At 40.6% G+C, this 26,848-nt stretch carries 25 protein-coding genes; 10 read left to right on the top strand and 15 right to left on the bottom strand.

What is annotated here, in order from left to right:
- Positions 1-60: 60 nt before the first annotated feature.
- The gene (locus AAFF35_RS24940; RefSeq protein ID WP_342329254.1) at positions 61-462 is read left to right on the top strand and encodes a S4 domain-containing protein; all 402 of its coding nucleotides are present in this window, start codon (positions 61-63) and stop codon (positions 460-462) included.
- On the opposite strand, the gene AAFF35_RS24935 is transcribed toward AAFF35_RS24940, so the two are convergent.
- From AAFF35_RS24935 to AAFF35_RS24925, 3 genes are all read right to left on the bottom strand, one after another.
- Complete coding sequence (locus AAFF35_RS24935) at positions 446-1,189, bottom strand: EcsC family protein (RefSeq protein ID WP_342329253.1); 744 nt, start codon at positions 1,187-1,189, stop codon at positions 446-448. The two genes, AAFF35_RS24940 and AAFF35_RS24935, sit on opposite strands and share 17 nt — an antisense overlap.
- 2 nt (positions 1,190-1,191) lie before the next feature.
- Complete coding sequence (locus AAFF35_RS24930; RefSeq protein WP_342329252.1) at positions 1,192-1,680, bottom strand: nucleoside deaminase; 489 nt, start codon at positions 1,678-1,680, stop codon at positions 1,192-1,194.
- A gap of 109 nt (positions 1,681-1,789) precedes the next feature.
- Positions 1,790-2,389, bottom strand: a complete 600-nt coding sequence (locus AAFF35_RS24925) for an OmpH family outer membrane protein (protein WP_342329251.1) — start codon at positions 2,387-2,389, stop codon at positions 1,790-1,792.
- A gap of 257 nt (positions 2,390-2,646) precedes the next feature.
- Between AAFF35_RS24925 and gyrB the strand changes: the two genes are divergently transcribed.
- Complete coding sequence (gene gyrB, locus AAFF35_RS24920; RefSeq protein WP_124580868.1) at positions 2,647-4,605, top strand: DNA topoisomerase (ATP-hydrolyzing) subunit B; 1,959 nt, start codon at positions 2,647-2,649, stop codon at positions 4,603-4,605.
- Between the two features lie 104 nt (positions 4,606-4,709).
- Positions 4,710-5,135, top strand: a complete 426-nt coding sequence (locus tag AAFF35_RS24915; protein WP_342329250.1) for a hypothetical protein — start codon at positions 4,710-4,712, stop codon at positions 5,133-5,135.
- 62 nt (positions 5,136-5,197) lie between these two features.
- Here the strand turns inward: AAFF35_RS24915 and AAFF35_RS24910 are convergent, their stop codons facing one another.
- Complete coding sequence (locus AAFF35_RS24910; RefSeq protein WP_342329249.1) at positions 5,198-5,623, bottom strand: aspartyl protease family protein; 426 nt, start codon at positions 5,621-5,623, stop codon at positions 5,198-5,200.
- A gap of 5 nt (positions 5,624-5,628) precedes the next feature.
- Complete coding sequence (gene mdh / locus AAFF35_RS24905) at positions 5,629-6,567, bottom strand: malate dehydrogenase (protein WP_342329248.1); 939 nt, start codon at positions 6,565-6,567, stop codon at positions 5,629-5,631.
- A 231-nt stretch (positions 6,568-6,798) separates the two neighbouring features.
- On the opposite strand from mdh, the gene AAFF35_RS24900 reads away from it, so the two are divergent.
- The 4 genes from AAFF35_RS24900 (at position 6,799) to AAFF35_RS24885 (ending at position 13,269) form a co-directional block, all read left to right on the top strand.
- Positions 6,799-7,299 carry a lipocalin family protein gene (locus AAFF35_RS24900; protein ID WP_342329247.1) on the top strand — a complete coding sequence of 167 codons (501 nt, stop codon included), beginning with the start codon at positions 6,799-6,801 and terminating at the stop codon, positions 7,297-7,299.
- A gap of 96 nt (positions 7,300-7,395) precedes the next feature.
- A complete protein-coding gene (gene dnaE / locus AAFF35_RS24895) occupies positions 7,396-11,826 on the top strand; it encodes a DNA polymerase III subunit alpha (RefSeq protein WP_342329246.1) in 4,431 nt (1,476 codons plus the stop codon).
- Positions 11,827-11,960: 134 nt separating this feature from the next.
- On the top strand, positions 11,961-12,281 hold the full coding sequence (trxA, locus tag AAFF35_RS24890) for a thioredoxin (RefSeq protein ID WP_342329245.1): 321 nt from the start codon (positions 11,961-11,963) through the stop codon (positions 12,279-12,281).
- 67 nt (positions 12,282-12,348) lie between these two features.
- Complete coding sequence (locus AAFF35_RS24885) at positions 12,349-13,269, top strand: DUF58 domain-containing protein (RefSeq protein WP_342329244.1); 921 nt, start codon at positions 12,349-12,351, stop codon at positions 13,267-13,269.
- 4 nt (positions 13,270-13,273) lie between these two features.
- Here the strand turns inward: AAFF35_RS24885 and AAFF35_RS24880 are convergent, their stop codons facing one another.
- Genes AAFF35_RS24880 through AAFF35_RS24855 form a run of 6 tightly spaced genes read right to left on the bottom strand, consistent with a single transcriptional unit; the run spans position 13,274 to position 18,027 of the window.
- The gene (locus AAFF35_RS24880) at positions 13,274-14,467 is read right to left on the bottom strand and encodes an aspartate aminotransferase family protein (RefSeq protein WP_342329243.1); all 1,194 of its coding nucleotides are present in this window, start codon (positions 14,465-14,467) and stop codon (positions 13,274-13,276) included.
- 15 nt (positions 14,468-14,482) lie between these two features.
- Complete coding sequence (locus AAFF35_RS24875; protein WP_342329242.1) at positions 14,483-14,932, bottom strand: hypothetical protein; 450 nt, start codon at positions 14,930-14,932, stop codon at positions 14,483-14,485.
- A gap of 11 nt (positions 14,933-14,943) precedes the next feature.
- Positions 14,944-15,624, bottom strand: a complete 681-nt coding sequence (locus AAFF35_RS24870) for a hypothetical protein (protein WP_342329241.1) — start codon at positions 15,622-15,624, stop codon at positions 14,944-14,946.
- Complete coding sequence (locus tag AAFF35_RS24865) at positions 15,605-16,165, bottom strand: sigma-70 family RNA polymerase sigma factor (RefSeq protein WP_342329240.1); 561 nt, start codon at positions 16,163-16,165, stop codon at positions 15,605-15,607. Before AAFF35_RS24865 ends, AAFF35_RS24870 begins: the two co-directional genes overlap by 20 nt.
- 52 nt (positions 16,166-16,217) lie before the next feature.
- Entirely contained in the window at positions 16,218-17,177 is a 960-nt protein-coding gene (locus tag AAFF35_RS24860; protein WP_342329239.1) for a transketolase family protein, read from the bottom strand.
- A 4-nt stretch (positions 17,178-17,181) separates the two neighbouring features.
- The gene (locus AAFF35_RS24855) at positions 17,182-18,027 is read right to left on the bottom strand and encodes a transketolase (RefSeq protein ID WP_342329238.1); all 846 of its coding nucleotides are present in this window, start codon (positions 18,025-18,027) and stop codon (positions 17,182-17,184) included.
- Between the two features lie 241 nt (positions 18,028-18,268).
- Here AAFF35_RS24855 and AAFF35_RS24850 point away from each other — a divergent pair, with 241 nt between their 5' ends.
- A complete protein-coding gene (locus AAFF35_RS24850; RefSeq protein ID WP_342329237.1) occupies positions 18,269-19,552 on the top strand; it encodes a sugar MFS transporter in 1,284 nt (427 codons plus the stop codon).
- Between the two features lie 180 nt (positions 19,553-19,732).
- Positions 19,733-21,235, top strand: coding sequence for a response regulator (locus AAFF35_RS24845; RefSeq protein WP_342329236.1), 1,503 nt, complete (start codon positions 19,733-19,735; stop codon positions 21,233-21,235).
- Positions 21,236-21,283: 48 nt separating this feature from the next.
- On the opposite strand, the gene bcp is transcribed toward AAFF35_RS24845, so the two are convergent.
- From bcp to AAFF35_RS24825, 4 genes are all read right to left on the bottom strand, one after another.
- Complete coding sequence (gene bcp, locus AAFF35_RS24840; protein WP_342329235.1) at positions 21,284-21,745, bottom strand: thioredoxin-dependent thiol peroxidase; 462 nt, start codon at positions 21,743-21,745, stop codon at positions 21,284-21,286.
- Between the two features lie 4 nt (positions 21,746-21,749).
- Positions 21,750-23,471, bottom strand: a complete 1,722-nt coding sequence (locus AAFF35_RS24835) for a M23 family metallopeptidase (protein WP_342329234.1) — start codon at positions 23,469-23,471, stop codon at positions 21,750-21,752.
- Between the two features lie 5 nt (positions 23,472-23,476).
- Complete coding sequence (locus tag AAFF35_RS24830) at positions 23,477-24,088, bottom strand: fumarylacetoacetate hydrolase family protein (protein WP_342329233.1); 612 nt, start codon at positions 24,086-24,088, stop codon at positions 23,477-23,479.
- 89 nt (positions 24,089-24,177) lie between these two features.
- A complete protein-coding gene (locus AAFF35_RS24825) occupies positions 24,178-24,636 on the bottom strand; it encodes a T9SS type A sorting domain-containing protein (RefSeq protein ID WP_342329232.1) in 459 nt (152 codons plus the stop codon).
- Positions 24,637-24,887: 251 nt separating this feature from the next.
- On the opposite strand from AAFF35_RS24825, the gene AAFF35_RS24820 reads away from it, so the two are divergent.
- Entirely contained in the window at positions 24,888-26,840 is a 1,953-nt protein-coding gene (locus tag AAFF35_RS24820; RefSeq protein ID WP_342329231.1) for a KUP/HAK/KT family potassium transporter, read from the top strand.
- Positions 26,841-26,848 lie beyond the last annotated feature (8 nt).

Below are 26,848 nucleotides of genomic sequence, written 5' to 3'. Positions count from 1 at the left end.
ACAAAATAAATCAATTTTATGTATAGACCATTGTTTTCTATAATGTATTTTTGATTTTTTATGGCAGAGCAGGAAAAATTAAGGATAGATAAGTACTTATGGGCGATCAGATTATTTAAGACCAGGAGCTTGGCGACAGAGGCTTGTAAGGCCGGTCGGATTAAGTTGAATGGTCAGAATCTGAAAGCTTCAGCGGTAGTAAAACCTGGGGATGTGTACCAGGTATCCAAGGGAATAGAAAAGAAAGTGATCGAAGTGGTGGAACTTTTATACAATAGGGTAGAAGCGAAAATTGCAGTGACGAAGTATAAAGACATCACTCCTGAAGAAGAAACTTATGGCTTTAAAAGTATGTTTCATGCCCCTACACTGAAAAGGGACCGTGGAACAGGAAGGCCAACAAAGAAAGACCGCCGCGAGACTGATGCCCTTACTGACGATCTTTTTAAGGAAGAGGAATAGATAATGCTTGGTCGATGATTCTCATCCGGTAGGCCTGCATGGCAGTTTTCCCTAGTTTTTTTATCAATTGGTAATTGGCAACAGCACCCACTGCTGCACCAACAACGGGAAGGAGCTGTGCCATTTTGGCGAGGTCGATGTAATCTCTGTATTCCTGCTGAAAGGTCCTCCAATCGAAGTTTTCGGAATTTTCAGGAAGGATATGGCGTTTCTGATCCCAGTTCTCCATATGCATAAAGACTTTCGTGCGCCCATGTTGACTGGAAAAGGCAAGCTGGAAGATGTACAGAATGTATAAGCGTTCTTTATAGTCTTTAACATCGAAGCCATAAAGTGCTGCAATTTCAAAAAGCATTTTCATCTTTATGCCGATCAATACCGGAAAATCAGCCATGCTCATCAGGAATCCACCAGCGCCGGTAATTCCGCCTTCTGCGGCTCCGGTCTTACAATAGTTATCAATTTTTTGTTTCACGAGGGCTTCTCTGTGCAGGATACTTATTTCTACTGCAGGGACCATTGAAGTGGTGTAGGTGGAACCATAAAGCACGGCCTGGACCATTTTCTTAATGGTCACTGTAATCGCGGTATGGACTTTCTTAGGAATGTAACTGTTGATTTTTTTCTGAATATTGTTTGTCATTTTATTCAGAAAGGAAGGTTTTTCCATCATTTCCCGTTTCCAGAACTCCAGTTCTATCCGGATATTTTCCTGATACTTGTCCATTTTTAATAGTCTATTTTCATGGAGGATTGGTCCCAGAGCTGGAATGCCTGCTGCGCTTCTGTTCTCATCATCTGGTGGATGGGTAAGGTACGTTTTGCCATTGGCTTTTCAATTTCATCGTAAATGAACTTGTCGTCGAAGCCGATGTTTGCTGCATCTACCTTGGTGTTGGCATAGTAGATGGTCTCAATTCTTGCCCAATAAATAGCGCTGAGGCACATCGGGCATGGTTCACAGCTGGTATAAACCACGCATCCGCTAAGGTCAAATGTTTTTAGTTTTTTACAGGCCAAACGAATCGCTGAAACTTCTGCATGGGCAGTCGGATCATTTGTTGTGGTTACCTTATTGCCACTTTTTGCTATAATTTTGCCGTCTTTTACAACTACTGCTCCAAAAGGGCCGCCAAGACCTCCGGTTACATTCTTTTCAGATAGAGCGATGGCAATTTTCATAAATTTTTCGTGTGGATTGTTTTCTTTAGCTGGCATAATGGTGTTTTTATTCGTTGTTGCTATGCTATTGTAGCATAATCTTGATTTTACAGCACAAAAAAAATGCCCCGAATAATCAGGGCATTTAAATTCTTAGCAGGAAGAACTATTTTTTGTCTGCTTTGTAAGCTTCGTTTAATCCTACGATTACTTCGCTGGTTACGTCTAATGATTCATCAGCAAAAAGGATTGCACTGTTTCCTTTAGAGTAAGTCAACACCATTTTGAAACCTTTTCCTTTGGCATAAGTTTTCAGGTATTGTGCAACTTTATCGTATAGCTTTTCATTTTCTGTAGCTTGCTCATTTTGAAGGGCAGCGCCTGCATTTTGTGAATAAGCTTGTAATTCCTGTTGTTTACGGGCAAGTCTTTCTTCTGTAGAAGCGCGTTGATCAGCAGGTAAAGTGTTTTGTTGTTGCTGATATTGTGCTACTTCACGTTGGAATGCCTGTTGTTTAGAAGCAAGATCTGTTTGAGCAGTTTTTGACTTCGCATCAAGTTTCGTTTTTAAGTCTTTGAAATACTGATATTTTGTTAACAGGGAATCAGAATTCACATAGACGATTTTCTCTGCGCTAGTCACCGTAGCCGACTCAGATTTTGTAGCAGGTGCAGTGGTGTTTTCTTTGTTTTGGCAAGAAGCCATTACGGAAACTAATGCAACTGCAGTAGCAATGCTGCTAAGTTTTAATGTTGATCTTTTCATCTAATGATTATAATTGATATTTTATTTTAATTTTTGGTTCCCATCATCCTTCCAGTCGGTTTAAGACCTGTTTTTTAGGATGCCCCTTCCATTTTTGGCGGATAAATTTCAACAAATATAAAATTTCAAAATTAGTATCCTAAAGAACTGTGATTTTTAGCGTGTTTTTTGGGCCTTTTATGGGTAGATAGTTATCCACATTTGCGGTTAATTGGCCTAAAATGGTTATCTTTGAGTCTAATTGTTTTATTAAAAATATGAGCGAAGAAAAGGATCCAAAGTCAAATTATTCGGCAGATAATATACAGGTATTAGAAGGTTTAGAAGCGGTGCGTAAGCGCCCTTCGATGTATATAGGAGACACCGGAGTAAAAGGATTACATCATTTAGTTTACGAAGTAGTAGATAACTCTATCGATGAGGCGTTGGCAGGTCATGCTGACACGATATATGTAAATATTCTTAAAGACAACTCGATCAGGGTTGAAGATAACGGGCGTGGTATTCCTACGGGAATTATGCAGAAGGAGCAAAAGTCAGCTCTGGAAATTGTAATGACTGTATTACACGCTGGTGGTAAATTTGATAAGGACACTTATAAAGTTTCCGGTGGTTTGCATGGTGTGGGGGTAAGTTGCGTGAACGCATTATCTACACATTTAAAAGCGCAGGTTCACCGTGACGGACAATTATGGGAGCAGGATTACGAGAAAGGGAAACCTCAGTATGATGTTAAAGTTGTGGGAGAAACGGATAAAAGAGGGACGGTAATTACCTTTACTCCGGATCCGGAAATCTTTACCCAAACTACAGAGTACCGTTATGATACTTTGGCCAGCAGGCTGAGAGAGCTGTCCTTCCTGAATAAAGGAATTAAGTTAACCCTTACTGATGAGCGCGAGCTTGATGACCAGGGGAATCCGATTTCCGAGCTTTTTCATTCAGAAGGTGGATTAAAAGAATTTGTTCAGTTTTTAGATGGAGGTCGTCCTTCACTGATTGCAGAACCGATTTATGTAGAGGGAATTAAAAACGGAATTCCTGTAGAGCTTGCTTTACAATACAACGATAGCTACGCAGAAAATGTACACTCTTATGTGAATAACATTAACACCCATGAGGGAGGTACACATATTGCCGGTTTCAGAAGAGGTTTAACCAGAACATTAAAAGCTTATGCTGATAAATCAGGATTGCTTAAAAATGTGAAATTTGAGATTACGGGTGATGACTTTAGAGAAGGCTTAACTGCTGTCGTTTCTGTTAAAGTTCAGGAGCCTCAGTTTGAAGGTCAGACGAAAACAAAGTTGGGTAACTCTGAGGTAATGGGTGCAGTTGATGTGGCCGTTGGTGAAGCGTTAAGTAACTACCTGGAAGAATATCCAAGGGAAGCGAAGCTGATCGTAAATAAAGTGATCCTTGCTGCTACAGCGCGTGCTGCAGCCCGTAAGGCTCGTGAGATGGTTCAACGTAAGAGTGTAATGGGTGGTTCAGGCCTTCCAGGTAAACTTGCCGATTGTTCTGACAGTGATCCGGAAAAATGTGAGATATACCTGGTGGAGGGAGACTCCGCGGGTGGAACTGCCAAGCAAGGCAGGGACCGTAATTTCCAGGCGATTCTTCCTTTAAAAGGTAAGATCCTGAATGTGGAAAAAGCGATGGAGCATAAAATCTACGAGAACGACGAGATCAAGAACATGTTTACTGCACTTGGTGTAAGTATCGGAACACCGGAAGATGATAAAGCTTTAAATCTAACAAAGCTGCGTTACCATAAAGTCGTGATCATGACGGATGCGGATATCGATGGATCCCACATCACAACCTTGATTCTTACTTTCTTCTTCAGGTATATGAAATCCTTAATCGAAGCTGGTTATGTGTACATCGCTGCGCCACCTTTGTATCAGGTTAAAAAGGGAAAAGATTTTGAATATTGCTGGAATGACCAACAACGTGATGCAGCAGTGCAACGTTTGAAAGGTGCTGGTAAAGAAGAAAGTGTACATATTCAACGCTATAAAGGTCTTGGAGAGATGAATGCGGAACAGTTATGGGATACTACCCTTAACCCTTCAACACGTACGTTATTACAGGCAACGATTGAAAATGCAGCGGAATGCGACCATACTTTCTCCATGTTAATGGGTGATGAGGTTGGTCCAAGAAGAGATTTCATCGAAAGAAATGCAAAATATGCTAAGATTGACGCTTAATTAAAAGCGTGTTAGCTTACAAAAAGGAGCGATTGAAAAATCGCTCCTTTTTTTGTCTTTAATTTTTTGATTGTGTATATTGTATTACACACAAATGATTGATTATGAAAAGATTAATTTTATTCCTGCTGGTTTTTCCGGTCTGTTATGGATTGAAGGCGCAGCAACAAAAAACGAATGCCTGTCCGCCGGGCTTCCTTAGCCCGCTAAACCGGGAAGTAACAATTGTCAGTAAGCTGGAGGTAGGAAACATCACTACGCTTGTGGATGCGACAGGAAAGCATAGTACACTCATCAAAAATGGGAATAGTGTTTTGTTTGTCAGTCCGGAAGGGTTACATTCCACAATGATGAAAACCGGCAATATCAGCATTATTGTGAATGCCGATGGGACTCATTCCACTTTTATCGACAATGGCGCTACCGGTTTGATAGTGAATCCTAACGGTACACATTCTACGGTCATCAATAACGGAGCAACCTCTATTATTGTAAATCCTGATGGGACGCATACCGTAGTTGTTAACTAAAAGGCGTATAAAGGACCTTGTCCGGGAAGTATGATCTTGTTGGTAAAGGTCCTTTTAAGGAATTAATCTGCGTAAAGGAATAACCTTAATTTTCTGTAATTTATATTGGCATAATACCTCAGCAGGATATCGCTTCCAATGATCCCGATGACTTTTGGGTGGCCCATTTGTTCGTATGCCTGGTTAACTGTATCTAAATCAAGTGCGACGGTATCATAATCATTGATGACTAATCTTCCGATTTTTAATTTAGGGATGGTCGCCTGAAGGGTGGTTGATGTCGCAAAGAGGGTCGTGGCATGAGTTTCTTCACTGTGTTCCAGTTCAGAGATATTTGCTTTGATCAATGTCATATCAAATACGGACCTGGAAGCACCGGTATCCAATACTGCAAAAGATTTCTTCCCAAAAATGACAATTTCCACCAATAGGTGGAAACCATCATCTTGTAAATTTATCAAGGTTAAAGGAACAGAAATGGTTCTCATTAATTTTAAACTAATTTCATCTCCTGCAATACGCTGTTCATGGCACGTACGGCATCAGCACTTTTATTAAATGCAGCTTGTTCTTCTTCATTTAATTTATAATCGATTATTTTTTCCCATCCGTTACGTCCAACGATTACGGGAACGCCCAGGCAGATGTCTTTCTGACCATATTCTCCGTCAAGGGATACGCAGCAGGTAAATAATTTTTTCTCATCGCGGACAATGCTTTCTACTAATGCAGCACCTGCAGCACCTGGTGCATACCATGCAGAGGTTCCAAGGAGGCCTGTTAATGTAGCTCCACCAACCATGGTATCTGCTGCAACTTTATCTAAGGTTGCTTTATCCAAAAGATCGGACACTGGTAAGCTCTGATAAGTCGCGTAACGTGTTAAAGGGATCATGGTGGTATCACCATGGCCACCGATTACAAAACCCTGCAAATCATTGGAATTGCAGTTTAATGCAACGCTTAAATAATATTTGAAACGGGCACTGTCTAATGTTCCGCCCATTCCTATGATCCTGTTTTTAGGTAATCCAAGGGATTTTAATGCCAGGTATGTCATCGTGTCCATTGGGTTACTGATCACGATAATGATGGCATCAGGAGAATATTTTAAAATGTTTTCTGCTACACCTTTTACGATTCCGGCATTAATTCCGATCAGTTCTTCACGGGTCATCCCCGGTTTGCGCGGAAGTCCGGAGGTAATCACAGCCACTGTAGAACCTGCTGTTTTACTGTAATCGTTAGTTACACCTGTAATTTTTGTATCAAAGCCTAATAAAGTGGCGGTTTGCATCATGTCAATTGCTTTGCCTTCTGCAAAACCTTCTTTGATGTCTAATAAAACGAGCTCTTCTGCTAATTCTTTTCTGGCAATATTATCTGCACAAGTGGCGCCTACTGCGCCGGCACCTACAACCGTTATTTTCATAATGAATCTAATTTTATTTTAAAGGTTTTCCTCCTGGTTTAAATCTATTGTTTTAAATGCTGATCTATGACTATAAATTTAGGCTATAATTAATATTTGAAGCAAACCATGTTGAGGAATGTCTCAAGCCGAAGTTAGAAATTTAGGTCAGTTTAAAAAACGCTTTTTAAAACTTTCTTTAACCTTGCTGGTTTTATGATAAAGAATTTACATTTGCTTAATAGTCGTAAAATGATGGACCCTGTTATGGATAATGTACCGGTAGAAAAAGTTGATATTATGTCGTATGCCGGAAAGTGGTATTCTTTGTATTCCATACCTACTTTCATGGACAAACATTGGCGCCAAACGGTGGAGACGTATGTGATCCATCCTGATGGTTACTATGCTGTTTTTACCGGATATAAAGTGCTGGGGCAGGACAAACAGAAATACTTCCGCTCTAAACTTTTTGTGATCCGGGGGAGTAGGAATGCGAGGTTCAAAGCTCAATTTATATGGCCAATAAAGGCGGATTACTGGGTGATAGAACTTGCTGAAGATTACTCTTATGTAGTGGTCGGTCATCCGAAATTTAAATACCTCTTTATCATGGCCAGAAAACCGAACCTTGCCAAAGAATTGCTGGCAGAAATCATAGACCGCTGTCATAAAAAGGGTTATGATACTTCTAAATTAGTTTCACAGGAACATAAATCATCCTTGCCAATTCCTGAGGTGCATTCTGTGTAAAATTATCTGGTGCGATTAGAGGGAGAACTGAAAAAATCCGTATTTTTGATCAATCATATTGATTTCTAAAAAAGACGATTTTCTAATTACCTAGCTATGTATTTGATTTTTGATACCGAAACGACGGGGTTGCCACGCAATTGGAATGCGCCTATTACCGACACGGATAATTGGCCGAGATGTATCCAGATTGCATGGCAGTTACATGATGAGTTTGGAAATCTTATCGAACACCAGGATTATTTAGTCAGACCTGATGGTTTCAATATTCCTTACGATGCAGAGCGGATTCACGGGATTTCTACAGAGCTTGCAGAAGAACAGGGAATTCCTTTGTCGGAGGTGTTGGAGAAATTCAACGTTGCCCTGGCAAAATCTAAATTTGTTGTCGGACAGAATATCGGTTTCGATGTGAACATTATGGGCTGTGAGTTTCATCGTCTTGGCGTAGAAAGCCCGATGAGCCAGATGCCGGTTTTGGATACCTGTACGGAAACCACGGCGGAGCTTTTGCGCTTACCAGGTGGACGTGGTGGTAAATTTAAATTGCCTACTTTAACAGAATTACACCAATATCTTTTTGGGGAGCCCTTCGCGGAAGCACACAATGCGACTGCTGACGTGGAAGCGACCACGCGTTGCTTTCTTCAATTGATAAAACTAGAGGTATTTACACTCGATCAGCTTCAAGCTAACGTTGCGTACATACAGTCTTACAAAGAACGTAATCCAGGAGTAATCCAGCGCGTTGGATTAAACCACCTGAATTTAAAAGCGGCTTCTGATGAAATCAGAAAACGTTTGCTAAAAGCAGAGGGGCCCAAAGTCTCTAAAAAAACACTGGAAGAGAACAAGCTGGAGCTGGCTTCAGCTACCTATGTTCACTTACACAACCATACGCAGTTTTCGGTACTGCAATCTACCATCAACATCCCTTCGCTGATCAAAGCGACAGCAGCCTATAAAATGCCTGCGGTAGCAATGACTGACCATGCCAATATGATGGGGGCATTTCATTTTGTGGCTCAGATTCTGAACCATAATAAAGGAGTGGAAGCCAGAAATCAGGCAGCGATCGAAAAAGGGGAAACACCGGACGAGGTGATCATTAAACCTATTGTAGGTTGTGAATTCTTTGTTTGTGAGAACCATGAGGATAAGAAAAGAAAAGATGACGGATATCAGGTTGTGCTATTGGCCAAGAATAAGGCCGGTTACCATAACCTGGCAAAGATGTCGTCAATTGCCTATACAAAAGGATTCTATTATATTCCAAGGATAGATAAAGCGGTTATAGAACAGTATAAAGATGACATCATCGTACTTTCCGGTAACTTATACGGAGAGATCTCCAGTAAATTGTTAAACCTTGGCGAGAAACAAGCGGAAGAGGCTTTGTTGTGGTGGAAATCTCAATTTGGTGAAGACTTTTACATAGAGTTAATGCGCCATAGTCAGGAAGATGAAGACATTGTCAATATCTCCCTCATTGCGCTGGCAAAGAAGCACGATGTGAAGTTGATTGCGACCAATAATACCTATTACATCAACAAAAAGGATGCGAACGCGCATGATATTTTATTGTGTGTAAAGGAGGGAGAGAAACAAGCTACACCGATAGGAAGAGGCAGGGGATACCGCTTTGGTTTGCCGAACCAGGAGTATTATTTCAAAACTCCTGAGGAGATGAAAAACCTGTTTGCGGATGTGCCGGAGGCAATTCTCAACATTCAATCCGTAATCGATAAGATTGAGATTTATAAACTTGCCCGCGAGGTACTTTTACCTAAGTTCGATATTTCTGAAGAATTCCTGGTAAAGGAAGATGAGGAAGATGGCGGCAAGCGGGGAGAAAATAAATTTTTACGTCACCTGACCTATGTAGGGGCGAAAAAAAGATACGGTGAAATTACCGAATCGATTACAGAACGTTTGGATTTTGAGCTACAAACCATTGAGAAGACCGGATATCCAGGATACTTTTTGATTGTTCAGGATTTTATTGCAAAAGCAAGGGAACTGGATGTTTCTGTGGGGCCGGGCAGGGGATCTGCTGCAGGATCTGCAGTAGCTTATTGTCTTGGGATTACGAATATTGACCCCATCAAATACGATTTGCTATTTGAGCGTTTCCTGAATCCAGACCGGGTTTCCATGCCCGATATCGATATCGATTTTGATGATGAGGGCCGTGGAAGGGTAATGGACTACGTAATTAATAAATACGGAGCCAACCAGGTGGCACAGATCATCACCTACGGTACGATGGCGGCAAAGTCGTCGGTAAAAGATACGGCAAGAGTACTTGACCTTCCTTTATACGAGGCGGAGAAGATTGCCAAGTTGATTCCAAACATGAAGCTGGCCAAGATATTTACGCTCGACGAGAAGAGTCTGAAAGGGGCGCTTCGGGCAGATGAATATGAGAAGGTCTTAGAACTAAAGGGACTGGCAAATGCCAATGATCTTGGTGCCAAGACCCTTGAACAGGCTCAGATTCTGGAAGGTTCCCTAAGAAATACCGGAATCCATGCCTGCGGGGTAATCATCACACCTAGCGACATTACGAATTTCGTACCAGTTGCTACAGCAAAGGATTCAGATCTTTATGTTACGCAGTTTGACAACTCCGTGGTAGAGAGTGCAGGGTTATTGAAAATGGACTTTTTGGGGTTAAAAACGTTAACCCTGATTAAGGATACGGTGAAGCTCGTGAAGTTCCGACATAATATTGACCTTGATCCGGATAATTTCCCAATTGACGATGCAAAGACCTATGAGCTCTTTCAGCGCGGGGAAACGATCGGTATCTTTCAGTATGAGTCGAACGGGATGCAGAAATACATGAAGGAATTGAAGCCAACCGTATTCGGGGATTTAATTGCCATGAACGCTTTGTATCGTCCGGGACCGTTGGAGTATATTCCCAGCTTTGTTCGCAGAAAGAACGGAGAGGAAGAGATCAAATATGACCTTGATGCCTGTGAAGAATATTTAAAAGAAACCTACGGGATTACCGTATATCAGGAGCAGGTGATGCTCTTGTCCCAGAAACTTGCCGGATTTACGAAAGGTGAGGCCGACGTTTTGCGTAAGGCGATGGGTAAGAAGCAAAAGGATGTTTTGGATAAGATGAAGCCTAAATTTGTGGCTCAGGCTGCGGAGAAAGGTCATGATGCCACTGTTCTGGAGAAAATCTGGAAAGATTGGGAAGCCTTCGCCTCTTATGCCTTTAACAAATCCCACTCTACCTGTTACGCCTGGATTGCCTATCAGACGGCCTATTTAAAAGCACATTATCCTGCTGAATATATGGCGGCGGTACTTTCCAACAACATGAGTGACATTAAACAGGTGGCATTCTTTATGGAAGAGTGTAAGCAGATGGGGGTTTCTGTACTTGGTCCGGATGTAAATGAGTCTGGAACGAAGTTCTCCGTAAATATTAGCGGACAGGTTCGTTTTGGTTTATCGGGAATCAAAGGTGTGGGAGAAAAGGCGGTAGAAAGCATTATTCTGGAACGCAACGAGGGTGGTCAGTACAGGAGTGTATATGATTTCGCTAAGCGTTCAAATACGCGTACAGTAAATAAGAAAGCTTACGAGAGTTTTGTCTATAGCGGTGCTTTTGATGGATTTGGCTACCACAGGGCGCAATATTTCTTTGTAGGGATCAATGATAAGATGAACGGCATCGAGAAGATGATCAAGTTTGCCAATGATTTCCAAAACAATGAATCTTCTGCTCAGTCGTCCTTATTTGGAGGCTCTGTTGCAGACATGATTTATGAGCCAAGCCTGCCGGTTGCTCCGGAATGGAGTTTGATCGACAGGTTGAAATTCGAGAAAGATGCGATTGGGATCTTTTTGAGTGGTCACCCGCTGGATAATTATAAACTGGAGCTGAAAGAATTCTGTCAGCATAAAGTGAAACACTTGTCGTTGGTAAATAAGATCAGGACCGGGGATTCTAATGAGGAGGTGCTTGCTGAATTTGAGGGAATCAAAAACCGGGAGCTGGTGGTTGGTGGATTGGTGGTTATTGCCGCGCAAAGGATGACTAAAACCGGGAAACCTTTCGGAACGATTGTCTTTGAAGATTACGACGATACCTGTGAGCTTGCATTGTTTGGTGATGATTTCATTAAGTTCAAACAATTCCTTACAGACGGATATTTCCTTCAGATTCGTGGAAGGGTTGGTGAGCGTTTTAGAAAAGAGGGCGACTGGGAGTTTAAGATCACTTCGATCAACCTGTTATCCGAACTGCGGGATAAACTGGCCAAGAGTGTAACCATTCAGGTACCTATAGAGAAGATTACGGATGACTTTATGAGTAAGATCCATGCCATTCTGGAAGAGAACAAAGCGAATACGGATCACCAGAATTGTCAGTTATTATTTGACGTTTATGATCAGGAACAAAATGTAAATGTTAAATTGCCCTCGAAATCATTGAAGATTAATCCCAACAATAATTTTTTAGAGCAATTAACTGCCTTAAACGTTAATCCTAAGTTGAACTAATGTCATTTTGGCATTGTCAGGCTGATGGCATTACAATTGATTATATCTTTGTACTCTGGTTTGGGTACGAAGGCAATGCCTAAGTATTCAGGCAAGTAGAAGATAAAAAAACTAATAAAATAAAAATAAGAATTATGGCTTTGGAAATTACAGATGCAAACTTCGAGGAAGTTGTATTAAAATCAGATAAACCCGTTTTGGTTGATTTTTGGGCAGAATGGTGTGGTCCATGTCGCATGGTAGGACCAATCGTAGACGAAATCTCAAAGGAATACGATGGAAAAGCAATCGTAGGTAAAGTGAATGTGGATAACAACCCTCAAATTTCGACTCAATTCGGTATCCGCAACATCCCGGCCCTATTATTCTTCAAAAACGGAGAAGTAGTAGATAAGCAGGTTGGTGCAGTTCCAAAATCAGTATTGGCACAAAAATTAGATAAGCAATTATTATAATCAACTCCATATATACGGATTCAAAAAAGCGTTCATAAACTATGAACGCTTTTTTTATATTTACGCTATGCAGTCAGCGATTGATGAACAAACACTCCATTTCAACGGTAACCTGGAATTATTAGCCAGACAAGTGGTTGAAGGTTTTATTACCGGGCTCCATAAAAGTCCCTTCCATGGATTTTCTGTGGAGTTTGCGGAGCACCGTTTATACAATGTAGGAGACAGTGTAAAGAACATTGACTGGAAGCTTTTTGCCAGGACCGATAAGTTATTTAGCAAGCGGTACGAGGAAGAGACCAATCTAAGGTGTCAGTTTATTGTTGATGTTTCCTCTTCTATGTATTTCCCCGCGAAGGAATATAATAAACTCAATTTTTCTGTACAGGCTGTTGCTTCGTTGATTTATCTGCTCAAAAGACAAAGAGATGCTTTTGGGCTTAGTTTGTTTACCGATCATTTGTTATTGAATACTCCTGCCAAATCAACGACTACGCATCAGAAATACCTGTTTAATCGTTTGGAGCAGCTCCTGGTTTCGGAGCAGATGAATGTGAAGACCGATGTGGCCCAGGCTTTACATCAGATTGCGGATTTGATTCACAAGCGTTCATTGGTAGTGATTTTTAGTGATATGCTGAATACATTTCATGGAGATGATCATATTGAAGCCTTATTCTCTGCACTTCAACATTTGAAATTCAATAAACACGAGGTGATTATTTTTAATGTAACGGACAAATCTAAGGAGGTCGATTTTCAGTTTGAAAACCGCCCTTATGAATTTGTCGATATGGAAACAGGAGCAGTTATTAAAGCACATGCATCAAACGTCAAGGAAGATTACCTTTCCCGGATGAGCAGTTACAGAAAGGCCATCGATCTGAAATGCAGTCAGTATAAGATCGACATGATTGATGCCGACATTGCTGCTGGCTTTCATTCTGTTTTACAAGCTTATCTGATTAAGCGGCAAAAAATGAGTTAAGGAATTAATTTCCGGCAATTGCAATTACATTTCTTAGAATGATCTCGCAAGCTTCATGAATTTCTTCTGTTGTGATGATCAATGGGGGAGCTACACGCATAGAATTGCTGCAATGCAAAAACCAGTCGCTGATTACCCCATCGGCAATACAAGCATCAATGATCTTTTTATTGATCTCAAAGTTTTCAAATTCTATCGCTATCATCAGGCCTTTTCCACGTACTTCTTTAATGGCAGGATGAACCAATAGTTTTTTGAACAATTCTCCTTTTTCCTCTACTCCGTCAACGATATTTTCATTAAGGATCGTTTGAAGGGTGGCGAGTCCAGCTGCACAACTTACCGGATGACCACCAAAAGTAGTCAGGTGACCTAAGATCGGATTCGTTGCCAAAGCCATCATGATTGCTGTAGAGCTGATAAAGGCACCAATCGGCATACCACCGCCAATTCCTTTGGCCAGGAGCAGAATGTCAGGTGTAATTCCGTAATGCTCAAAACCGAAAAGCTTTCCTGTACGTCCGAAACCGCATTGAATCTCGTCGAGGACTAGTAAGGTGCCTGTTGCAGTACATTTGCTTCTAAGGGCTTCAAAATAGGCTTTATCTGCAATTCTGATCCCTGCTTCACCCTGTATCGTTTCTATAAAAACTGCAGCAGTTCGGTCCGTGATTTGGTCCAGATCTGGTAAACTGGCATAGTTGACGAAAGTGATGTCGGGAAGGAGGGGCCTGTAGGCCTGTTTGAATGCCTCATTGCCCATTAAGCTAAGTGCACCCTGAGTGCTTCCGTGATAAGAGTTATGGCAGGAAATGATTTCTGATCTTCCGGTATATCTCTTTGCCAGTTTCATCGCACCTTCCACTGCTTCTGCTCCGGAGTTGACGAAATAAGTACAGTTTAGATTTTCCGGAAGAACGTCAGCCAGTGCTTTTGCGAAATTTACTTGTGGACTTTGAACAAATTCACCGTACACCATAATGTGCATATAGGTTTCTACCTGTTCTTTTACTGCATTGACTACGGCCGGATGACAATGGCCAACATTGCTTACCCCAATACCCGCAATCAGATCCAGGTGCTTTTTTCCTGTTGTATCATAAAGATACATCCCGCTGGCTTTGGTGAATTCTAAAAGAAGAGGCTCTAGTGTGGTTTGGGCGTTATGTTGAAGAAATAATTGACGTTGTGTAAGCATGCACAAAAATACAAATTAATTTCGGTCAGGTCCTCCTTTTTTGTATCTGGAGAGCAGTTCTCTTTTGAAAGTTTCCTGTGCACGGTAGTATTTTCCGATTACTTTTATGGGTAAATTGGATTTGAGTTTGTAATAGTATTTCTTTTCAATGGCCAAGTTTCTTTGTTTAAAATTCAGCTCATTTACAATCAGGGTTTGCACTTCTGTGTCGGAAAGGTTGTCAATCTCAGGGATCTTCCTGAAACTGATCATGTTCTGATTTCTTTCTTTATTTAAAGCGGTCTGTTCTTTCTGAAATTCATTAAATATTGGCCAGAAGACTTTGGCTTCGTCCTCAGAAAGATCCATTTTTTGTGTTAAATAACTAATTCTGAATGCTTCTATTTCCGGAGATCTTTCTCCTCTTTGTGCGGAAGCAAAGAATGGTAACATCAAAAGAAAGGCGACAATGACTCTGTTTTTCATTTTGGTAATAATTATAAATCTGAAGCAATATCATTCTGGCTATAATTGCTGAGAATGTAGTTTTCTAAATCGGCGTCTGCTACAGCAGGGCTTTCCGCTTTCAGACTATTGGATTGAATGTGTTCTATAATGGTATTTTCGTCGATATCGTAAAGCATTTGTTCATTCGCCAGTTCCACGGAGGCCGCCTGTCGGTCGGAAGTCCCTGGGTACAGGTAAATTGCTGTGGTACTGATTAATACGAAGCAAGCTGCAGAAGCATACTTTAATAATTTAGAATGCCAAAGGCGAATGATTTTGGTTTCTTTATTCTTTGTTTTTTCGGAAATCTTAGCCTGTAACTGGTTAAAATAATCTCCCGGAAGGGCAAAACCCTCATTCGGCACCATTTCTTTTAATCGCCCGGCGGCAAGCTTAGCTTCAATTCCTGCACTGAGCTCATCGAAATAATTTTCCGGAACTTTAAAACCATCTTCCGAAAGTTCTGCCTTAAGATTTTCCAGATATATGGACTGATGAATATGCTCAGGAAGTTTTTCGAAATAGCCTTCAGGAACCGCAAAAAGAGATTTCACACCAAGCCCGGCCAGGTAGGGGGCTTCGTTTTTCCAATCGCTATTTTCTAAATCATTTTCCATCACTACTATATTGATACAATCCGGGGCAAAAGGTTTAAAAGGTAATGTCTTCATTTAGCATAAAAACTTCAACTTTCTTTACTGCAATGTGAAAAGAGGCTTTAAGCGCTCCTACGCTCGTTCCTGTGATCTCAGATATTTCTTCATATTTGAGGTCGTCAAAGTATTTCATGTTAAAAATCAGGCGTTGTTTTTCGGGTAAAGTCAGCAAGGCTTGCTGTAATTTCATCTGAATTTTATCTCCATTAAAATAGGAGGAGGCGACGAGGGTTTCTGCAAGTTCTTCAGAAACTTCATCCAGCGGGGTATTGTTCCGTTGTTTCTTTTTATTCAGGAAGGTAATTGATTCATTGGTGGCGATGCGGTACACCCAGGTATATAATTTGGAATCGCTGCGAAACTTATCCAGGTTTTTCCAGACTTTAACGAAGGTTTCCTGAACCAGATCGTCGGTATCGTCGTGATCGATGACTAAACGGCGGATGTGCCAATAGATCTTTTGCTGATATTTACTAAGAAGCAGGTTAAAGCCTTCATGCCGAGTTTTTTCGTTGGAAAATTTCTCTAAGATTTCTGAATCTTCAACCTGCTTCATTTATTGTCTTTTATCTGTGAGTTTTATACAGATACCAGAACCATTACGGTTCTTATTTGTTTGCTCTTTTCATGACTTTCTGAACTGCTTCGATGATGTTAATGGTATCCAGACCATATTTAGTCATCAATTGATCAGGTGTTCCACTTTCTCCGAAACTGTCATTTACTGCAACAAATTCCTGAGGTGATGGAAGCTCTGTAGAAAGTAATCTGGCGACACTTTCGCCAAGACCACCAAATTTATTGTGTTCTTCAGCCGTAACCACACAACCTGTTTTTTTGATAGATTTCAGGATAGCTGCTTCGTCCAGAGGTTTGATGGTATGAATATTGATGATTTCTGCATCAATGCCCATTTCTGCTAATTTCTCTCCGGCTTCAATTGCTTTCCATACCATGTGTCCGGTAGCGACGATGGTTACATCAGTACCTTCATTTACCATCCATGCTTTACCAATTTCAAATTTTTGATCAGGATCAGTAAATACAGGAATTACCGGGCGTCCGAAACGTAAGTAAACAGGGCCTTCAAATTCTGCGATTGCAATCGTTGCCGCTTTGGTTTGGTTATAATCACAAGTATTGATCACGGTCATGCCCGGAAGCATTTTCATCAAACCTATATCTTCCAGGATCTGGTGAGTTGCCCCATCTTCACCTAAGGTTAATCCGGCGTGCGAAGCACAGATTTTTACATTTTTATTGGAATAAGCAACGGATTGTCTGATCTGGTCATAAACCCGTCCTGTAGAGAAGTTGGCGAAAGTTCCTGTAAAAGGAATTTTTCCACCGATAGTCAGACCTGCAGCGATGCCGATCATATTTGCTTCGGCAATGCCGATTTGGAAAAAGCGCTCTGGAAATTCTTTAATAAAGGCGTCCATTTTCAAAGATCCCACTAAGTCGGCACAAAGTGCAACCACTTCGGGATTCTTTTTTCCGGCTTCAAGTAATCCTGCTCCAAAACCGGAACGGGTATCTTTCTTTTCAGTATATGTGTACTTTTTCATGATCTTAGTAGTCTTTTAGGGTCGTGTTTAATTGTGCTAAGGCTGTTGCAAGCTGCTCATCATTTGGAGCAACACCATGCCATTTGTGAGATCCCATCATGAAATCTACACCATTACCCATGATTGTACTCATTAAGTTTAAAATTGGTTTGCCTTTACCGGTTAAAGATTTAGCATAGTGCAATGCTTTAACGATATCGTCCATATCATTACCATTAGAGGTAATTACATGCCATCCGAAAGCTTCAAATTTAGCTTGCAGACTTTCCAATGAAAGTACTTTTTCTGTAGGACCATCGATCTGCTGACCATTGTAATCAATGGTAGAAATCAGGTTGTCTACTTTATTAAAAGGTGCATACATGATGGCTTCCCAATTCTGACCTTCCTGTAATTCACCATCTCCATGTAAGGAATATACGATGGACTTATCTTTATTTAATTTTTTAGCTTGTGCCGCCCCAATTGCTACAGACATGCCCTGACCTAAAGATCCGGAAGCAATTCTGATTCCCGGAAGGTGCTCATGAGTGGTTGGGTGTCCCTGTAATCTTGAATTCAATTTTCTGAAGGTTGCAAGTTCGCTCACCTCAAAGTAACCTGATCTTGCCAATACACTATAGAAAACCGGTGAAATGTGTCCGTTAGAAAGGAAAAATAGATCTTCTCCGATTCCATCCATTGTGAAATCAGTAGAGTGGTTCATGACGTCAAAATACAAGGCAGTCATGAAGTCTGCACATCCTAATGATCCTCCCGGGTGGCCTGACTGGCAACCGTGCACCATTCTAACAATATCTCTTCTTACTTGAGAAGCGATATCTTCTAATTCATTGATTGTATGTTTCATTAATTGGGGTTATTGATTAATATGACAAATGTAATTAAAAATACTTTGGACGTAACATGTTAAGGTAAAGTTTGGTATCAGGCCAAAAGGTAGGGATATTTGTTTATTTTGCTACGCTTTTTGCAAGATAAGCTTGATATTCCATAGAATTCTATATTTTTAGGGACTGATATCTTCGATTTTCATAAAAAAACTAACCAAACACCGCAAAATTGAAAACTAAAAATACTTAAACCAAATCATGACAAACCAAACACAAAAATCAGTAATTTCTCCCATTGTAACCATTGGGGCTTTGTTCTTCATTTTTGGCTTTGTAACCTGGGCCAATAGTACCTTAATTCCCTTTCTCAAATTAGCTTGTGGTCTTAAGACCGATTTCGAGGCTTTTCTGGTAACATTTGCTTCCTATATCGCCTATTTCTTTCTTGCACTTCCTTCTTCCTGGATTTTAAGAAAACTTGGCTTTAAGAACGGGATTATTATAGGTTTACTTATTTTGGCATTTGGCTCGCTGATTTTTATTCCGGCAGCGAATACCAGAAGCTTTGGTTTATTTCTGACTGGTATTTTCATTCAGGGTGCGGCTTTATCCTTATTGCAGACTGCCTCTAACCCATACATCAGTATCATTGGCCCAATAGAAAGCGCAGCGAAACGGATCAGTATTATGGGACTGTGTAATAAGTTTGCGGGTCTGATTGTACCAATTATCATGGGAACTATTTTCCTTAAGAACGCTTCTGCTATTGAAACAAAAATCGCTGATGCGGCGACGACTGTGTTGGAACGTGAAGCTTTATTACAAGAAGTATTGGGTCGTGTTCATGCTCCATATATTGTATTGGCGATCGTTTTCTCTGCTTTTGCTTTGTTTATCAAATATTCGAATCTTCCGGAAGTGGATGTAGATAAAGAAGAGGTTCTGGCAGACAATGAGGTTCGTGTAACTAAAACCTCTATTTTCCAGTTTCCGCATTTGTTCCTTGGGGCCTTCTGTATCTTTGTTTATGTAGCTGCAGAAGTAATGGCAGGTGATATTATCGGAGTTTATGGTAAATCTCTTGGAATCAGTGCTGATATCAGTAAATACTTTACTACGTTGACACTGGCGAGTATGTTGGTTGGTTATGTGATTGGAATTATTGTGATCCCTAAATACATTACCCAACAAGCGGCTTTAAAGATCTGTGCTATTTTGGGTGTGATTTTTATCACTGCAGCCTACCTGACCACAGGTTATACTTCGGTTGTATTTGTAGGCTTATTAGGATTGGCAAATTCACTGATGTGGCCGGCGATTTTTCCTCTGGGAATTAAAGACCTGGGTAAATTTACAAAAACAGGATCTGCAATCATGATTATGGGTATTGCCGGTGGAGCGATCTGGCCGCTGATTTATGGTTATTTAAAAGATTATGCACATATGCATTTCCAGCTGGCGTTTTTTGTCAGCGTATTGCCTTGTTATTTATACATCTGGTTTTTTGCTGCTCGTGGGCATAAGATCAGAACTAAATCTTAAAATAAAACAGGGGAAGCATTCAGCTTCCCCTGTTTTATTTTCTATCTCTTCTGTTCTAAATTAGGTTATCTGTTTAATACTGAACAAAATGAACGGACATTTTAAAAACAAATTCAGGTGTAAAATAGTATTTTTATATATCATCCGATAGGGGGGCCGCTCACGCTTTAACGTTTTTATATGCTCATTTCCACCTTAAGAAAGAGGCTGAATAATATTTCTATTTCAGGAAAGTTATATCTGTTGATATTGCTTATCATCCTCTCTACGCTCATCGGATATGGTACATTACTGTTTTCCGATAAAAGTCCGTTAATGATTGGTTTGTCCTTATTTGCAGGAGGAATGGTTCTCGTTTTATGTTTTATTTTAGTAAAACGTGTTAAAAGTTATTTTGACCAGCCTGAGGCCATTGTCGAGCCGGTATTGCCATCTTATCAGGAACTAAGGGAAGCACTTAGCCATCAAGGAAGTTCTCTGGAGTTAGCAGAGCAGAAGATCATCCGGGAGCAGGGAAAGAGAGAAGCTTCAGAGAAGGCCAAGCAAATTTTTCTGGTAAATATTAGTCATGAGATCCGGACACCAATGAACGGTGTTTTGGGATTTGCAAAGCTACTGGAAGAATCACTGGTGGATGAGGATCATCGGGAATCCCTTCAAATGATTATTAAATCTGCCGACCAGCTTATGGCCATACTTAATGATATTCTCGACTTTTCCAGGTTAGAGTCGGGCGACATCAATTTCGTTAACCAGCCATTCGAACTTAAAGATACCGTGCGTTCCATATATCGGTTAATGGAACCTGCAGCAAAGCTTAAAGGTTTGAATTTCAGTTATTTGATTCCTGAAGAGCTGCCGATGGTCCTTAGTGGAGATGCAGTGCGTTTAGGACAGATTCTTTTGAACCTCACCTCCAATGCGATAAAGTTCACCGAGCATGGAGAGGTCTGGATTTCCCTGCAGTTGGTTGAAAATCTGGAAGAAAGGGTAATCATAGAATTTCGGGTAAAGGATACTGGAATTGGGATTCCTAATGATAAACATCAAAAAGTGTTTGATTTCTTTGAGCAGGTCACCAATGATACTTCCAGAAGGTATGCCGGAACAGGACTTGGGTTAAGTATTGTGAAACGATTGGTAGAATTACAAGGGGGGAAGGTGTTTCTAGACAGTATTGTCGGACAGGGCTCTGATTTTTATTTCAGATTGCCTTTTGGGAAAGTAAGTGATGAAGTCAGCAAAGAAACACAGCATCTATTGTTAAAATTGCCGGAAACCGTTCTGGAAACAGGTAAAGGTGTTCGGATTCTGGTGGTAGAAGATAATCCGATTAATCAGCTTTTGGTGATCAAATTACTGGATAAGAGAGGTTACGAGACTACGGTTGCCGAAAATGGCAGTGTTGCCCTGGAAGAATATCGAAATGGAGATTTTGACATTATCTTAATGGACCTGCAAATGCCCGAGCTGGATGGTTATGAAGCTACGCGGATCATTAGAAAGATGCCTGGAAATAAGGGCGATATTCCTATTGTAGCCATGACTGCCCATACGATAAAAGGAGAATTGGAAAAATGTGCTGATATTGGAATGAACGATTATATCTCCAAACCTTTTGATTCCACAGAACTGTATCAAAAGATAGAAACGCTGGTAGGCAGCACAGCCGGGGGGCTATAGAGAGTCATGACGGCGGCTTTATCAATTGCCGTCGCCATGTCCTTTTTTTTATTTTAACAGCTCCAATACTTGTGCTGTTGAGTTTTTGGTGTCTACCTTACTGATAATATGTGAGATGTTTCCTTCTTCATCAATCAGGAATGTTTTCCTGTTTGTTCCCATGTATTTCTTGCCATACATATTCTTTTCTCCCCAAACGCCATAAGCTTCCACGATCTTTTTATCTGTATCTGCTATAAGGGTAAAAGGAAGACTATGCTTCGTCGCAAATTTCTGATGAGATTTTTCGTCGTCCACACTTACACCCAATACCACAATTCCCTTTGCGGTTAAACCCTGGTAATTGTCTCTAAAGTCGCAGGCTTCGGCAGTACATCCCGGGGTATCATCTTTTGGATAGAAATAAAGGACCACTTTCTTTCCTTTAAATTGATTTAAAGAAATGGCATTTCCATCCTGATCTGTTGCGGTAAAGTCAGGAGCTGCCTGACCTTCTTTTAATTCACTCATAATGTTATTTATAAAACGTGATTGAATAGTTTCTGTTGTTGTCTTTCATATCAGTAACAATTACTTCCAGGGTATGTTTTCCCGGAGTTGTCCTGTCATCAAAGGTATGCCATAGGCTGGCCGACTTGGTGTCGAATTCCATTAAGATCCACTTGCCGTCAATAAAGCCATTGAAACTTTTAATGCCGGATAAGTTGTCCCTTAACTTGAAGGACATCTTGCTGATCCCTGCCATATTTTTCCCATCGCTGATGTTGATCGGTGTGAGTGTAGGAGGGAGGGTATCTATGGCGATAAAAAAGGCACCAAAATTCCGGGGCTTGGCTTTTACATATCCATTCTCAAAGTAACCACCCTGAGAAGATCTGCCTGTATTTACGATCAATGCCTTTTCTTTATATTTACTCAGGCTACTGTCTGCTTTAATCCAGATTTCAAACCCGGTATGAAGCGGAGTCAGGCTATTCTGAATCTGATGAACAGCAGAGTAGGCATTTCCGGCCGGTTTTGGTAAAGTTTTGTAATGGAAATTCAGGTCATTATATAGCGTTCCTTTAGGGAAAATTACTTTTACTTCTCCATTGTTGAATTCATTTTGATTAGCATAGGAGTAAAGTGTTCCAGGGTTCTGCTCCGGGGTATTGATGGTCGATTTGCTATCTGCCTGAACATTAAATGGAAGGATGCTCTTATTGCCTTTTGAATCTGTAATGATGTATTTTAACTCGTGAAGCTTTCCATCTGAGAAGTCAATTCTTCCGTTATTGATCAGATTGCTGTAAATGGTTAATGGATTTCCAGGGTCCACGAAGCTTTTTTGAATGCTCTTTCTGGTATTGATAAACGTAGGATAATCAATATGAGAATTTATGGCTTTACTGTTTTCAAATTTAAATTTCTCTAAAGAGGAAGTGAAGACGGTCTTGCCATCCAGTTCCAGTTCTATAGAATAAACGCCATTAGTACCTGATGCACCATTGTGTTTATCGGTTGTGATGATTCCAAAACCTACTTCTCCGCTGAGGTTGATGGTGTTTACTTTGTTTAGCTTATAATTGCCTGACCCACCAATCACCTGAAAATATTGCTTTGGTGTAAATTCATTAAAGCTTTTTTTATTCAGCCGGTATACATACATCGAATAGATCACCGGAGGAATATTATCCGGAATCTCGAAGCCAAACAACTGAGGGTTGATAGTCGCTTCAGTCTTGGTGTCCCTGACTTCAAAGTGTAAATGCGGACCTCCTGAGCTTCCTGTATTTCCCGTATAGGCGATCACCTCTCCTTTACGCACCGGAATTTGTATGGAATTGGGAAACTCATCTATTTCATAAGATTTCTTTTGATACTGTATCGCCTTTACCTGTGTTGCGATTTTTGGGTTAAATCGCTGTAAATGGCCATATACTGAAGTGTAACCATTTGGATGATTGATGTATAGTGCAAGTCCAAAACCACTATTCTCTACTCTTAGGCGGGAGATATAGCCGTCCGCGATCGCATATACAGGATATCCTTCGCGTTGATTGGTTCGATAATCCATTCCGGAATGGAAATGGTTAGGTCTGAGTTCCCCGAATGAACCTGCCAGTGCCGGAGGAACAATGTCCAGAGGTGATCTGAAATCTACCAGCGGGTATTTGTTATTGCTGAAAATCTGCTGAGCCTGAGCAAAGCCGCTCAGAAATACCAGCGAAAGAAGTAGGAATTTTGCTTTAATCATTGAAGCTATTTTATATCGAAATTAAGTAATTGCTGTCCGGCCATCCAGGCCTCCAGTTTGTCGCCCTGATGAACCTGGCCCACACCTTCAGGGGTGCCTGTAAAAATAAGGTCTCCTTTTTTTAAGGTAATGTATTTGGAGACAAAGGAAATAATGTGCTCATAAGAGAAGATCATATTTTTCGTATTTCCATTTTGTCTGGATGCCCCATTGATTTTAAGTTCAAAAGGGAGGTTGTAAATGTCCTCAATTTCTGTTTTTGGAACAAAGCTGCTGAAAGCTGCACTATGGTCAAATGCTTTAGCGAGTTCCCAAGGCAATCCTTTTTCTTTATGGATGGCCTGAATGTCTCTTGCTGTAAAATCGATCCCGAGTCCCAGCTCTTCATAATAGTTCGGAGCGAACTTTTCCGAAATGTGTTTTCCTTCTTTACAGATCTTCAGCACGACTTCCAGTTCATAGTGAATGTCTGACGAGAAATCAGGGATATAGAAAGGTTTGTTGTCTTTTAAAGCGGCAGTATCCGGTTTAAGAAATATAACCGGGCTTACCGGAACGGGATTGTTCAACTCGTTGGCATGCGCGACATAGTTGCGGCCAATGGCAATTATCTTCATCTTCAGATTTGTGTTTAATAATTATGTAGCTAACAAGATAAAATCCTGAAAGTTTCCTCAAGGCCAAAAATACTAAAGAATAGGAGGAATTATAGAACGGATATACGTTTTACCACAGTTTCAGATCCGGAAACAATCTTTAAGAAATAAATACCACTGTTTAAGCGGTTGGGGATCGTATAACTTTTTGTTTGTTCACCCGAGGGGATACGTTCATTGGAGAGGGTTACCACTTCATTGCCCAGAAGGTCCATTATTTTTACCGAAAGATTCGATTCGCGGTCTAACCTGAGGATCAAGTTGATCTGGTCACTTACCGGATTCGGATATACTTTTAATACCGTAAGGATTTTGTCCTGCTTAATATTGGAAGTAGTCTTTGTATTGGCAACCTCATTGTAAGGAATGTATCCAAAAGTAGATCGGGGCTTATAAGTAGGAATATTTGCTTTGATCTGAGGCGTTTTATAAATCTTTTTTGCCCTTACATTGGAGATGGTACTGTCTGAACGCTGAGCGAAAACATTAAGGCTACAGAAGACACTCATGCATAAAATGCATAAAATGTTTAAGAGCAGCGCTATTCGTAGTTTTCTATTCATGTTTGGATGATGCCAAAAATATAAATAATAAAACAAAAAAATCAATGATTTTGTTTACTTATTAAATATTTAACAATATTTAACAACTTACGTCGTTCCTTACATTTGGCATTTTATAGAAAAAGGAGAGCCTCCTGCATTTTATGGGATTGTAAATTTGTTTATTTACTGTAATTTTACCGCATAATTAGAAGAAAGTGTCAAATCAAAAAAATTTAAATGCGCTCAGTGCCGGAGGGTTACTCATTAGTCTTGGAATTGTTTACGGGGATATTGGTACTTCACCACTCTATACATTAAAGGCAATTTTTACAGTGGTAAAGGGCGCCGGACAGGCAGTTACCCCGGAGTTGGTGCTTGGCGCAATTTCCTGTATCATTTGGACACTGACTTTACAGACGACCATTAAGTACGTGGTCATTACACTTAAAGCGGATAATAAAGGGGAGGGAGGAATTTTTTCGCTGTATTCCCTGGTCCGAAAGAACGCCAAATGGCTCGTCATTCCTGCTGTTATAGGCGGCTGTGCGATGCTCGCCGATGGAATCATTACTCCCAGTATTACGGTAACTACCGCGATTGAAGGATTACAACTAAAGTTTCCTGATGTTCCGGTCATCCCGATCGTCATCATTATCATTTCCATTTTGTTTATCATTCAGCAGTTTGGAACGAATCTCGTCGGGAAACTTTTTGGTCCGGTGATGTTTTTATGGTTCACTGCTTTAGGAGTATTAGGGATTCTATTCGTTGTTCAGGATTTCAGTATCTTAAAGGCATTAAATCCTTATTATGCCGTCACTTTATTAATTAATAATCCTGCGGCGTTACTCATTTTAGGTGGTGTTTTTTTATGTACTACCGGAGCGGAGGCTTTGTATTCTGATATGGGGCATTGCGGAAAGAATAACATCAGGGTGAGCTGGGTTTTTGTAAAAACGATGTTGATTCTGAATTACCTCGGACAGGGAGTTTGGGTATTACACAGACCTCATTATGAAGTAGAGCTAAATCCTTTCTTTGAAATTGTACCTCCTGCTTATTTGCTGTTTATGGTTGCCTTGGCCACATTAGCTGCGGTTATTGCCAGTCAGGCGATGATAACGGGTTCATTTACCCTGATCTCTGAAGCGGTAAGGTTAAACTTATGGCCTAAAGTTCGTATCAATTACCCAAGTAACCAAAAGGGACAGATTTATGTACCTTCGATCAACTGGCTACTTTGGATCGGTTGTGTGGCTATTGTATTGATCTTTAAAAAATCGGGAGCAATGGAAGGGGCTTATGGATTGGCCATCAACCTGACCTTCCTGTCGACCACCATATTGGTAGCGGCTTATATGAAGCGTAAAAAAGTGCCGCTATATGTGATTCTGATATTTCTGGCGATCTATGGTGTGATTGAATCTACCTTCCTGATCGGTAACCTTGCTAAATTTTTCCATGGTGGCTGGATGACCGTATTGATCGGCTCAGCACTATTTACTGTAATGTGGAGCTGGTATGTCGCCAGGAAAATCAAAAATAGATTTGTTAAATATGTGGAGATTGAAGACTACTATCAGATCATTTCTGAACTGAGTGTGGATGAATCCGTTCCTAAATATTCTTCTCAACTGGTTTATCTGACCAGTGCAAACTTTAAAACGGAGATTGAATCAAAAATTATTTACTCTATTATTCAAAAGGAACCTAAGCGGGCAGACATCTACTGGTTAGTTCACGTTGATGTAGTGGATGAACCTTATACAAGAGAGTACAAAGTAGAATTCCTGATTCCAGGAAAACTGATCCGGATTGACTTCAAACTGGGATTCCGGGTAGAGCAGAGCGTAAATCTGTTGTATAGAAAGGTAATCGAAGACCTGGTAAAGAATGGAGAAGTCGATATTACCAGTCAGTATACCTCACTTAATAAACATAAAATTGCAGGAGATTTCAGATTTGTGCTTTTAGAAAAGCATTTGTCTAAGTTCTCGAAACTGAGCTTTTATGAGCGTAGCGTAATGGACTACTACTTTATTCTGAAACGTTTCAGTCTTTCTGAGGAGAGAAGTTTTGGTCTGGATTCCAGTTATGTGGATGTAGAAAAAGTTCCATTGATCTTTGTCACTCCAGATGATATTGAATTGACCAGGCTTCCGGTATAAGGCCATTT

Origin of the sequence: Pedobacter sp. FW305-3-2-15-E-R2A2 (genome assembly GCF_038446955.1) — a bacterium.
Classification (GTDB): domain Bacteria; phylum Bacteroidota; class Bacteroidia; order Sphingobacteriales; family Sphingobacteriaceae; genus Pedobacter.
The sequence above is the reverse complement of the archived record's forward strand: the minus strand, read 5'-3'. Positions and strand labels throughout refer to the sequence as shown.

What these genes read in the sequence shown, in the direction of transcription:
- AAFF35_RS24855 (WP_342329238.1), bottom strand. Translation starts at nt 18,027, where the DNA reads ATGAAACATACAATCAATGAATTAGAAGATATCGCTTCTCAAGTAAGA.
- AAFF35_RS24910 (WP_342329249.1), bottom strand. Translation starts at nt 5,623, where the DNA reads ATGAGAACCATTTCTGTTCCTTTAACCTTGATAAATTTACAAGATGAT.
- AAFF35_RS24845 (WP_342329236.1), top strand. Translation starts at nt 19,733, where the DNA reads ATGCTCATTTCCACCTTAAGAAAGAGGCTGAATAATATTTCTATTTCA.
- AAFF35_RS24935 (WP_342329253.1), bottom strand. Translation starts at nt 1,189, where the DNA reads ATGGACAAGTATCAGGAAAATATCCGGATAGAACTGGAGTTCTGGAAA.
- AAFF35_RS24880 (WP_342329243.1), bottom strand. Translation starts at nt 14,467, where the DNA reads ATGCTTACACAACGTCAATTATTTCTTCAACATAACGCCCAAACCACA.
- AAFF35_RS24870 (WP_342329241.1), bottom strand. Translation starts at nt 15,624, where the DNA reads ATGAAGACATTACCTTTTAAACCTTTTGCCCCGGATTGTATCAATATA.
- AAFF35_RS24865 (WP_342329240.1), bottom strand. Translation starts at nt 16,165, where the DNA reads ATGAAGCAGGTTGAAGATTCAGAAATCTTAGAGAAATTTTCCAACGAA.
- AAFF35_RS24915 (WP_342329250.1), top strand. Translation starts at nt 4,710, where the DNA reads ATGAAAAGATTAATTTTATTCCTGCTGGTTTTTCCGGTCTGTTATGGA.
- AAFF35_RS24835 (WP_342329234.1), bottom strand. Translation starts at nt 23,471, where the DNA reads ATGATTAAAGCAAAATTCCTACTTCTTTCGCTGGTATTTCTGAGCGGC.
- AAFF35_RS24875 (WP_342329242.1), bottom strand. Translation starts at nt 14,932, where the DNA reads ATGAAAAACAGAGTCATTGTCGCCTTTCTTTTGATGTTACCATTCTTT.
- AAFF35_RS24925 (WP_342329251.1), bottom strand. Translation starts at nt 2,389, where the DNA reads ATGAAAAGATCAACATTAAAACTTAGCAGCATTGCTACTGCAGTTGCA.
- AAFF35_RS24850 (WP_342329237.1), top strand. Translation starts at nt 18,269, where the DNA reads ATGACAAACCAAACACAAAAATCAGTAATTTCTCCCATTGTAACCATT.
- bcp (WP_342329235.1), bottom strand. Translation starts at nt 21,745, where the DNA reads ATGAGTGAATTAAAAGAAGGTCAGGCAGCTCCTGACTTTACCGCAACA.
- AAFF35_RS24885 (WP_342329244.1), top strand. Translation starts at nt 12,349, where the DNA reads ATGCAGTCAGCGATTGATGAACAAACACTCCATTTCAACGGTAACCTG.
- trxA (WP_342329245.1), top strand. Translation starts at nt 11,961, where the DNA reads ATGGCTTTGGAAATTACAGATGCAAACTTCGAGGAAGTTGTATTAAAA.
- AAFF35_RS24860 (WP_342329239.1), bottom strand. Translation starts at nt 17,177, where the DNA reads ATGAAAAAGTACACATATACTGAAAAGAAAGATACCCGTTCCGGTTTT.
- AAFF35_RS24940 (WP_342329254.1), top strand. Translation starts at nt 61, where the DNA reads ATGGCAGAGCAGGAAAAATTAAGGATAGATAAGTACTTATGGGCGATC.
- mdh (WP_342329248.1), bottom strand. Translation starts at nt 6,567, where the DNA reads ATGAAAATAACGGTTGTAGGTGCCGGCGCAGTAGGCGCCACTTGTGCA.
- AAFF35_RS24900 (WP_342329247.1), top strand. Translation starts at nt 6,799, where the DNA reads ATGATGGACCCTGTTATGGATAATGTACCGGTAGAAAAAGTTGATATT.
- dnaE (WP_342329246.1), top strand. Translation starts at nt 7,396, where the DNA reads ATGTATTTGATTTTTGATACCGAAACGACGGGGTTGCCACGCAATTGG.
- AAFF35_RS24825 (WP_342329232.1), bottom strand. Translation starts at nt 24,636, where the DNA reads ATGAGTGTCTTCTGTAGCCTTAATGTTTTCGCTCAGCGTTCAGACAGT.
- AAFF35_RS24830 (WP_342329233.1), bottom strand. Translation starts at nt 24,088, where the DNA reads ATGAAGATAATTGCCATTGGCCGCAACTATGTCGCGCATGCCAACGAG.
- AAFF35_RS24930 (WP_342329252.1), bottom strand. Translation starts at nt 1,680, where the DNA reads ATGCCAGCTAAAGAAAACAATCCACACGAAAAATTTATGAAAATTGCC.
- gyrB (WP_124580868.1), top strand. Translation starts at nt 2,647, where the DNA reads ATGAGCGAAGAAAAGGATCCAAAGTCAAATTATTCGGCAGATAATATA.